General features: G+C 45.9%; 8 protein-coding genes. All 8 read left to right on the top strand.

What is annotated here, in order from left to right; all coding sequences use genetic code 11:
* Positions 1-44: 44 nt before the first annotated feature.
* Entirely contained in the window at positions 45-2,246 is a 2,202-nt protein-coding gene (gene pcrA / locus HMPREF3201_RS03145) for a DNA helicase PcrA (protein WP_062411702.1), read from the top strand.
* 33 nt (positions 2,247-2,279) lie between these two features.
* Complete coding sequence (ligA, locus tag HMPREF3201_RS03140; protein WP_062411701.1) at positions 2,280-4,271, top strand: NAD-dependent DNA ligase LigA; 1,992 nt, start codon at positions 2,280-2,282, stop codon at positions 4,269-4,271.
* A 408-nt stretch (positions 4,272-4,679) separates the two neighbouring features.
* Complete coding sequence (gene wbaP / locus HMPREF3201_RS03135; RefSeq protein ID WP_062411700.1) at positions 4,680-6,125, top strand: undecaprenyl-phosphate galactose phosphotransferase WbaP; 1,446 nt, start codon at positions 4,680-4,682, stop codon at positions 6,123-6,125.
* A gap of 111 nt (positions 6,126-6,236) precedes the next feature.
* Positions 6,237-7,154, top strand: coding sequence for a glycosyltransferase family 2 protein (locus HMPREF3201_RS03130; protein WP_062411699.1), 918 nt, complete (start codon positions 6,237-6,239; stop codon positions 7,152-7,154).
* Between the two features lies 1 nt (position 7,155).
* Complete coding sequence (locus tag HMPREF3201_RS03125; protein ID WP_154254700.1) at positions 7,156-8,289, top strand: glycosyltransferase; 1,134 nt, start codon at positions 7,156-7,158, stop codon at positions 8,287-8,289.
* Positions 8,290-8,351: 62 nt separating this feature from the next.
* Positions 8,352-9,668, top strand: coding sequence for a glycoside hydrolase family 99-like domain-containing protein (locus HMPREF3201_RS03120; protein ID WP_062411697.1), 1,317 nt, complete (start codon positions 8,352-8,354; stop codon positions 9,666-9,668).
* A gap of 9 nt (positions 9,669-9,677) precedes the next feature.
* Positions 9,678-10,322, top strand: coding sequence for a DapH/DapD/GlmU-related protein (locus HMPREF3201_RS03115; protein ID WP_062411696.1), 645 nt, complete (start codon positions 9,678-9,680; stop codon positions 10,320-10,322).
* A gap of 17 nt (positions 10,323-10,339) precedes the next feature.
* Positions 10,340-10,773: glycosyltransferase family 2 protein (locus HMPREF3201_RS03110; RefSeq protein WP_197408252.1), on the top strand; the 434-nt coding region annotated here is incomplete at its 3' end.

The following is a 10,773-nucleotide window of genomic DNA, read 5'->3' as shown; positions in this document are numbered from 1 at the left end:
TTCCGCCCCGACCTAAGAGGTCGGAGTATCTTGCCCGCATTTAGATGAATCCGATTTTAGACACCTTGAACGACCGCCAGTGTGAGGCCGTAAACCATACCGAAGGCCCGCTCCTGATTACAGCCGGCGCCGGATCGGGGAAGACCAAGGTCCTGACCTGCCGCATTGCCCACCTCTTAGAGCTCGGCGTCTCGCCGTACCGGATCCTGGCCATCACCTTTACCAATAAGGCTGCCAAGGAAATGAAAGAGCGTGTCCAGAACCTCGTCGGGGCCCAGGCCGATTCCATCTGGCTCAGCACCTTCCATTCCTTCTGTGCCAAGCTGCTGCGCTTTGAAATCGACGGCTTTCACGGCTACACCCGGAACTTTACCATTTACGATTCGTCGGACCAACTGGTGCTCATCAAGGACTGCCTGAAAAAGTTGAATCTCGACGATAAACAATTTACGCCGCGGTCGGTCCTGGCCACGATTTCCGCCGCCAAGAACGTCCTCATGGACGCCAAGGCCTTTGCCCGTCAGGCCGAAGACTTTTTCCAGCAGAAAGTATCCGAAGCCTACGAGCTCTACCAGGCCAAACTGAAGGAAAACAACGCCCTCGACTTCGACGACCTCCTGTTCTTGGCCGTCCGCCTCTTGGAAGAAAAAGACGACGTCCGGGAAAAATATCAGGAACGGTTCCAATACGTCCTGGTCGACGAATATCAGGATACGAACCACGCCCAGTATGCCCTTACTAAGATCCTGGCTGCCCAGTGGCGCAACATCTGCGTCGTCGGCGATGCCGACCAGAGTATCTACGCCTGGCGCGGTGCCGACATCCGCAACATCATCGACTTTACCCGGGACTATCCCGACGCAGCGTCGATCAAGCTCGAACAGAATTACCGCTCGACCAAGACCATCCTGAACGCCGCCAACGCCGTCATCGACAACAACGAAAGCCGGCCGCGAAAGACACTTTGGACGGAAAACCCGTCGGGCAACAAGGTCATCCATTACCAGGCCCAGACCGAACACGACGAAGCCGATTACATCGCCGGCGCCATCTACAACCGCCACGAAATCAGCCACGAACCCTACGGCGACATGGCCATCCTCATCCGGACCAACGCCCAGTCCCGTGTCCTTGAAGAAAAATTGATGCGCTACGCCATTCCCTATACCATGGTCGGCGGCACCAAGTTCTATGACCGCAAGGAAATCAAGGACGTCCTGGCCTACCTACGCCTTTTATATAACCCCGAAGACAGCCTGAGCCTGACCCGTATCATCAACGTCCCTAAGCGAAACATCGGGGCCACGACGATGGAAAAGGTCGCCGCTTACGCTGAAGGGGAGGGGATCTCCCTCTTTGAAGCACTGTCGTCACCGGACGCCATTCCGGTCACCAAACGGGCCCAGACGTCCCTTGAAAACTTCGCCGCCATGATCTTCGACCTCCTAAACGACATCGACGGCATGGATGTCCTGAGCCTCATCGAAAAGGTCATCAAAGATACGGGCTACGGCGAAATGCTCGATAAAGACGCCGAACACGATCCCCAGGGCGAAAGCCGCAAGGAAAACGTCGGCGAATTCCTGTCGGTGGCCAAAGACTACATGGACAGCAACCCTGACGGCAATTTGCAGGACTTCCTCGAAAACGTAGCCCTCGTCAGCGACGTCGACGACTTTGAAAGCAGCGACTCCAAGGTCACCCTCATGACCCTTCATTCGGCCAAGGGCCTTGAATTTCCCGTCGTCTTCCTGGCCGGTCTCGACGAAGGATTGTTCCCCCACAGCCGGACCCTGATGGATCCCGAACAGATCGAAGAAGAACGGCGCCTGGCCTACGTCGGCATCACCCGTGCCGAACGGCAGCTCTACGTCACCAACGCCATTACCCGGACCATGTACGGCCGCGTTTCGGCCTACATGCCCAGCCGTTTCCTCGGAGAAATCCCGCCGGAACTCGTCGAAGAATACCGGCGTAAGAGCGCCATGCCCCAGAGCCGGATGACTTCCATTCCCGGCCAGCAGCGCGTGTCCATCCTGTCCAAGCCCGTGGCCACGAGCCTTCCCAAGAAGCACGCCGTGACCGACTCCTTTGCCAAGGGCGACAAAGTACGCCACAAGATCTGGGGCATCGGCACCGTCCTCGACGTCATCGGCGACGGACCGAACATGCAGATGAAAATTCAATTTCCGACGAAAGGCGTCCGCCAAGTCGTCGTCAAATATGCACCGTTAGAAAAAGTATAGCTATCTCGATACGCTGTAAAGGAAGGGAATCTTATGGAACAAGAAAAAGCGCGGCTCCTGGCCCTGCGCCAAAAAATCGATGAACTGAGCTACCAGTATTACACCCTCGACAAGCCGACCATGACCGACTACGAATACGATATGCTCTACCGGGAGCTGGAAAACATCGAAAAAGCCCACCCCGAATGGGTGACGCCCGACTCACCGACGCAGCGCGTAGGTTCTAAGATTTCCGGCGGCTTTGAAAAGTATACCCACGACCGGCCCATGCTGAGCCTGGGCGACGTCTTTAACGATGACGAACTGCGCGAATTCGACCGCCGCGTCCGCAGCGACCTCGGGGGAGAAGCCTTAGAATACGTCGTCGAACTCAAGATCGATGGCCTGGCCGTCAACCTCATCTATGAAAATGGCCAGTTCGTCCGCGGCGTCACCCGCGGCGACGGCGTCGTCGGCGAAGACATTACCAACAACGTCCGCACCATCCGCACCATACCGCTGCGCATCGACAGCACGTCACCGCACATCGAGATCCGCGGTGAAGTCTACATGCCTGTAGCCTCTTTTACGGCCCTCAACGAACAGCGGCGTAACGACGAACTCGAACCCTTTGCCAATCCCCGGAACGCCGCTGCCGGCTCCCTGCGCCAGCTCGATCCCCAGATCACGGCCCAGCGTAAACTGGCCTTCTTTGCCTACGCCTTAGGCGGCAATACGGGCATCACCATCGAAAGCCAGGAAGAACTCCTGCAGGATCTGCGCCAGTTCCACTTCCAGGTCAATGGGGAATACCGGAAATTCACCGACATCGAAGACGTCATCACCTTCATCCACAGCTGGGACGACCGCCGCGACAGGCTGCCTTACGCAACCGACGGCATGGTCGTCAAAGTCAATTCCTTTGCCCAGCAGGCTCAGCTCGGCAATACGGTCAAGATTCCCCGCTGGGCCATTGCCTATAAATTCCCGCCGGAACAGGCCGAAACCAAGGTCCTGGCCATCTCGGTCAGCCTCGGCCGCACCGGGGTCCTGACGCCGGCAGCCGACCTTAAACCGGTACGCCTGGCCGGAACGACGGTCAAGCGGGCCACCCTTCACAACGAAGACTATATCCGCGACAAAGACATCCGCGTCGGCGACCGGGTCATCATCCAGAAGGCCGGCGAAATCATCCCCGAAGTCGTCCGTTCCCTGCCCGATAAGCGCGACGGTTCCGAAGTCGTCTTTTCCATGCCCCATACCTGCCCGGCCTGCGGCTCAGACGTCGTCCGCCGCGATGGGGAAGCGGCCTGGCGCTGCGTCAATCCCGACTGCCCGGCCGTCATCGGCGAAAAGATCGCCCACTTCGTATCCCGCGATGCCATGAACATCGACGGCCTCGGTGACGCCATCGTCCAGCAGCTCCTCACCAAAGAACTCATCCACGACGTAGCCGACATCTACGGCCTTACCAAAGACGAACTCGTCGCCCTCGAAGGCTTTGGCGAAAAATCGGCGGATAACCTCTTAAAAGCCATTGAAGCCAGCAAGAGCGTCGGCCTGGCACGAGTCCTCTTTGCCCTGGGCATCCGCTTCGTCGGTGCCAAAGCCGGAAGAGTCCTTGCCGAATCCTTCGGCAGCGTCGATGCCCTGATGAAGGCCAGTGCCGATGACCTGACCGCCATCGACGACATCGGCCCGCGCATTGCCGACAGCATCGTCTCCTACTTTAGCGAAGAAAAAAATAAGGCCCTCATCGAAAAACTGAAGAATCACGGCGTCGACATGACCGCTGAAAAGAAAGAACTCATCAACACCACCTTCGACGGCGAAATCGTCGTCCTCACAGGGAAACTAGAACTCTTCACCCGGAAAGAAGCCGAACAGGCCGTAGAAGCCCGAGGCGGCAAATGCACCTCGTCAGTAACGAAAAAAACGACCCTCGTCGTCGTCGGTGCCGATCCGGGCAGCAAGTACGAAAAAGCCCAGCAACTGGGAACGCCCATCATCAGCGAAGCCGAATTCAAAGAATGGCTCGAACGATAGGGAAGATAAGGATATAACATTTCCTGCAAGAACTATTCAAAACTCCGAATATCGTAAGGAACGGAAGAAAATAAAAATGGATGCCAACTGTATAAGCAGAAGGCATCCATTTTTTGTTCCTGTAAAGCCGGTGAAGCCGTTAAAAAGCTTTGCGTGATGAAAGTTTTACTAGCAAGCTCAAAACAAGGTTCAGAAGAAACTTTTTCATACAGCCTACGGCTTTCTTTATCGTTTTTTTACATTCTAATAAGGCATGGGGAGAAACGGTCGGTTTTTTTTTGTCTTAAAGAATGGTATAATAAATTATTGTAAAGTCTTAAACGGAGGGAAATCTCCGGCTTTTTGCATGTCATATACAATTATAAAATAAATGACAGAGCCCATACTCTGCCGTGAGGAGGAACTGTTTTGAAGTGTTCGCCGCAGTCGTGTTCGATTTCGATTAAAAATAAGTACAGTAATGAGGTGCTGCCCATTGTGCTGGCCGTTGCCGACTATATCGCCATTTGGCTGGCGGAATACGCATCGTTCGGAATTCGAGAATTCTTTATTCCGGACACTCCATTTCGGTTATCGTGGCTCAGTATTCATGTCATCGTCCCGGCGGTATACTTGCTATTTTTGAAGCTGCACCACCTCTATACGCGACGCATGCAGTTTTGGCAGATCATTTCCAATATTTTTAAGGCGACGTTCTATTCCATTGCCTTACTGATTTTCTTCATCTATATCGCTCAGACGGCAGCCGTGACGTCGCGATTGTTCGTGGGCTTATTGGCTATAACGTCCTTTCTCTTCTTGGTCATTGAACGCTACGTTGTCAAACGCATTTTGATCCGCATGAAGATGCTCCAGCTGCCAGTTCTCATCATGGGCGCCGGTAAGACGGCAGCTCTTATGTTGGAATACTTCAAGAACGATACAGGTGTCGGCTATGAATTTATTGGCTTCCTTGAAGACAATACCCCGGATCCGAGAGTTGCAGCTATGATTCCTCATCTGGGAACCTTCCATGATGCCGAGCATGTCATTCAGGTAACTGGTGTCCAGCACGTCATGGTTATCGCACCGGGGCTTAAAAATCAGGATATTCAGAACATCGTCTATCGGGTTCAACCACTGGTCAAAAAAGTAGCTTTCATTCCCGACATGGGCAGCTTGCCCTTGGCCACCCTCGAGACCAATCCCCTCATCGACGGTCGAGTTATCTCCCTCAGTTTCCGGAACAATCTGGCGCTGTGGTATAACCGGGCTATCAAGCGGACTTTTGATTTGCTCTGCACCCTCATTGGCATTATCTGTTTGTCCCCGTTTTTCTTGGCCGTAGCCTTGTGGATTCGTCTCGATTCGCCGGGGCCAATCATCTTCAAACATCGACGCATCGGTCGAGATGGCAAAGAATTTAACTGCTATAAATTCCGCAGCATGTGTGTTGATGCCGACGTCAAGCTGAAAGAACTCCTCGAACGAGATCCAGAAGCCCGGAAAGAATGGGAAACAGAATTCAAACTGAAAAATGATCCGCGAGTTACCAAGAGCGGGGCCTTTTTGCGTAAGACAAGCCTTGACGAACTGCCGCAGTTATTCAACGTCCTGAAAGGGGAAATGAGCCTCGTCGGACCGCGGCCGATTATTCAAGATGAAATCAAGAAATACGGCGCCTTTATCAAAGACTTCTATATGGTCCGCCCCGGCGTCACCGGCATGTGGCAGACCAGCGGCCGCAGTGATACGACCTATGACGAACGAGTCCAGATGGATACCTGGTACGTAAGAAACTGGAACGTCTGGTTCGATATCGTCCTCATTTGGAGAACCGTTGCCGTCGTACTGAAACATAAGGGCGCTTACTAAAATGGTTTTAATATAAAAGGCCATGTCAGACGATTGAAACACAACTCGCTGAAGTATGTTGAAGATGATCGATACACTTTGGCTAAATAGAAAAGTCTATAGGAGTTAGTGATGTTGAAAAAATCTGTTGTTATCATTCCGATTTATCGTCCGGATGATAAATTTAAAAAGCTTCTTGCTATGCTGAAGCAGCAAAAAGAGGTTTCTTTTGATGTGTATATCATCGATTCTGGTTCGTGCGTGGAAGATTACCTGAATGAACTGGATGGACTTTCGTATACGATCATAACAACGACTCCTCAAAACTTTAATCATGGCGGGACACGACAGGCCGCAGCAGAGGCTTGTAAGGGGTATCAATATCTGATTTATATGACCCAGGATGCTATCCCTGCGAATGAATTTACGCTGCATAATCTTTTAACTGCTTTTGAAAACCCTAAAGTCGGGTGCGCCTATGGGCGGCAGCTTCCGCATAAAGACGCTACGATTTTGGCTGCGCGAGCAAGACATTTTAACTACCCTGAGGGCAGTCGATTTAAAGGTACTGCTGATGCTCCTGAATTGGGGATCAAAGTATCTTTTATTTCTGATACTTTTGCAGCTTATCGACCGGCAGCTTTGGAAGAAATCGGTGGTTTTCCGTCAGATGTCATCCTTGGTGAAGATACCTATGTAGCTTCCAAGATGGTGCTTGCCGGATGGTTGAATGCCTACGTAGCAGATGCTCAAGTCTATCATTCCCATAATTATACAATTATGCAGGAATTTAAAAGATATTTTGATACGGGTGTATTTCATGCCAGAGAATCATGGATTCAACAATCCTTTGGTAAAGCAGAAGGTGAGGGAAAGAAGTTTGTCCTTGATGAGCTGAAATATCTAATAAAAAACAAGCCCCTTTTAGTTTTTAGTACGATTCTAAGAGATGGCTTTAAATTTCTGGGCTATAAATTGGGGCTTCATGAAAAAGGAATTCCAACTTCAATAAAAAAACAATGCAGCATGACTCCTAAATATTGGAAATAAAGTGGCAATTGGGGAAGATGAAATGAATCCATTAGATGTAATAATTCTGCGCTCACAAGATATCTTTTCAGACAGTAGAGTATTGCGATATGAAGCGTGGTATAAAAAAAATCAAATTACCTACAGAATTATCGGATGGGATCGACAAGGGAAGAATCTGAAAAGAGACAATACAGAATATTATGATGGGATAGCCGGATTCCAACAGGGTGCGAAGGGGATTCTTGGCAGAATCAAGTGGAATTGGTTTTTACTGGGCTATTTGTTTTCTTACAGGCGTGATTATAAGATCATTCATGCCTGTGATTTTGATACGGTTATGCCGTCTTTAGTTATGAAATTATTCGGCAAGAAAGTGGTATTTGATATATTTGATTGGTTTAGCGATGAAGTAAAAACGGGAAAATGGTATATAGATAAACCAATTAACTTTATGGAAAAACTTTCTGTAAAATTGGCCGACCTGGTTATTATTTGCGAAAAAGGCCGCTTACAGCAAATGGAGATAGTCCCTTCGCACTATATTGTTGTCCCAAATATTCCAGTGGGCAATGGTGACTCGGTCATGCCAGTAGACGGGAAAAGTTCCTGTCATTATGACGACTACTCTATAGCGATAGCTTATATTGGTGGGTTGGTAGAGCATCGTGGATTGAGAGAATTGGTTAACGTTATTAGTAGATATCCAAATATTCGACTGAATATAGCAGGATTTGGTGACGAAGCCATTATTAAGTATATGACTGACATGAGTGAAAAATTTGCTAATATCTACTATTATGGTAAAATTCCATATGGAGAAGCTTTAAGCATCATGAAACAATCAGATCTCTTGTATGCCATGTATTATAAAACTAATCCGAATCATCTTTACGCAGCCCCCAACAAATTTTATGAAGCTTTATTTTTAGCAAAGCCAATTATTACTACTAATGGAACCTTAGTGGGAGATAAAGTTGAGTCCATTAAAAGCGGTTATGTTATTGATGAAGGAGAAAAGGCATTTGAAGATTTATTAGATAGAATTATTAGTAACGGAATACGCGGCAAGATGGATTTTGTCAGGGCTTTTGAGGATGAGATAGCTATAAAAAATGGAGCATTATTGAAATATAAAAAATTTATATTTCAATAATAAAAGGTCAGGAATAATAAAATTAATAAAGAACTTGTCTGCATAGAGGAGAGGGTTAACAAATGCCGATTCCTAGTATATTAAAGGATATTTTTTGGAAAATACCGTTTTTGTCTGAGAAAGAAAAAGAAAAGATTTTTTATGCTATAAAAGCAAACTTACGATCAGAAAAGGCTACTATAGATAATTCTAATAGAGCAGAAGTGTTAGAATGCTACGTAAAACAAGTTTTAATGAATCCGATATATCAAGATAATGACTTTAAAGCCATTATTAATGAGCCTTATCAAAGAAAAAACGGCGATCCTAAGATTATTGCGTATTATCTTTCTCAAATGCATCCCACTCCGGAAAACGATGCCTGGTGGGGAAAGGGAGTAACTGAATGGAATAATGTCTCGCGAGCTGTCCCTCAATTTGTAGACCATTACCAACCTAGGTTACCGGGAGAATTAGGATTTTATGACTTGCGGTTAAAAGAAAATCTTGTTCGACAGATGGAATTAGCTAAGATGTATGGAATTTATGCGTTCAATTGGTACTATTATTGGTTTGATGGGAAGCGGCTTTTGGAACGACCTTTAGATATGTATCTGAATTCGACCGAAATAGATTTTCCGTTTTGTTTGTGTTGGGCTAATGAAAGTTGGACAAAGGGTTTCTTCGGTAGTTCTAAAGAAATTATTATGAAGCAAAGTAGCACTGTAGAGAGCTATCGGCGATTTATTGTGGATATTGCAAGATATCTTAAGGATAAGCGATATGTTCAGATTAATGGTAAAAAGCTATTGACTGTTTATAAGCCGCAAGATGTTCCCGATTGCAAGAACACATTGCAATATTGGCGTGAGTATTGTAAAGAAACTGGAATTGGTGAATTATATATTGTAGGGTGTTGGACATCAGATCAATCAGAAGATTTTATTGCCAAGGGATTTGATGCAATTTCTGAATTTCAGCCGGGGTCTATCTATAATTATTCTGCAAATATAAATAAAAGGTTGCCTTTTGTGAATGAAAATTTCTCGGGAGCTGTTTATAGCTATAGGGAGATTGTTGAAAATAAAATTTATCAAAAAAATTTTTCAAAAGATAGAATGTATCATGCGGTGATGCCAATGTGGGATAATACTCCGAGACGCAATAACAAGGGAAATCTTATTTATCATGGATCAACTCCGGCATTATATCAAAGATGGTTAGAAGATGTCATAGCGTTTAATCAGACATGTACTCTAGAAGACAATTTAGTTTTTATTAATGCTTGGAATGAATGGGGAGAAGGCGCCTATTTAGAACCTGACAAAAGAAAATGCCATTATTGCCAGTCGAATTTGATCTTTATATTGAATTTTGTGAATAAGTCGGTTTATTTTTAGGGGATTGTTATGAGTAGAAAAGTGTATAATTTTAGAAAGTGTATTCGAAATAACGGAATTACATTGGCTTTGATTATTTATTATAGAAAAATTTTAAATAAAGCATATAATTATTTGGTGCTGGGGCGCCTAGATACTCATGTTGATTCTAGGGCAAAAATTTTAGGATTAAAAAATATTAAAATTGGAAAAAATTTTTCATCAGCAAGAGGTTTGTGGTTAGAAGCAGTTAGTGAGTATAATGGGCAGATTATAAATCCTCAAATTATTATTGGTGACAATGTATCTTTTAGTGAATTCAATCATGTTGGAGCGACTTCTTATATTGAAATAGGAAATAATGTTCTTTTTGGAAGTAAATGTTATGTGACTGATCATAACCATGGTGTGTACAAAGGAGATATTCAAAGTTCTGTGAATATCCCTCCAGCAAATCGTGATTTAACGGTGGGGAGCTCAGTTGTTATTGAGGATCATGTTTGGGTAGGGGATAATGTAGTTATCTTACCCAATGTTAAAATTGGATATGGTTCTATCATAGGTGCTAACTCAGTAGTGACCAAAGATATTCCTCCGTGTAGTATTGCTGTTGGGGCACCTATTAAAGTGATTAAAACATGGAATAATATAACTAATAAATGGGAAAATGTGTAGTCTTAGGAGAAAAAATTATGAATAATCAGCCAGTGGTTTCAATTTGTATTCCTACTAAGAAGCGAGTAGATATTGTTCGAGAAACTTTGAAAAGTTTATTGTCCCAAGATGCGGATAAGACACTTTATGAAATTTGCATTTCCGATAATTCAGAAACAGATGAAACTAAAAATTTAATTGAAAAAGAATTTTCTGATGTTCCAAATTTGTATTACCGAAAATCTGATTGCCAAGGCTTCTTAAATTCTATAGAAGCCTTGAAATTAGGAAATGGAAAATTATTAAAACTTCATAATGATTATAGCAAATTTAAGCCCGGAGCTTTGAGAGAAATTATTAATGTTTCTCAAAAATACGGTGATAAAAGTGGAGTGATTTTTTTTGCAATGGGCACTATTGATGGTCCGAAAAATATTTCTGAGCACGAAGATTTTGATTCGTTCTTAAATTT

Source organism: Megasphaera sp. MJR8396C (assembly GCF_001546855.1).
Taxonomy (GTDB): domain Bacteria; phylum Bacillota; class Negativicutes; order Veillonellales; family Megasphaeraceae; genus Megasphaera.
This window is presented reverse-complemented; position numbering and strand designations above follow the sequence as displayed.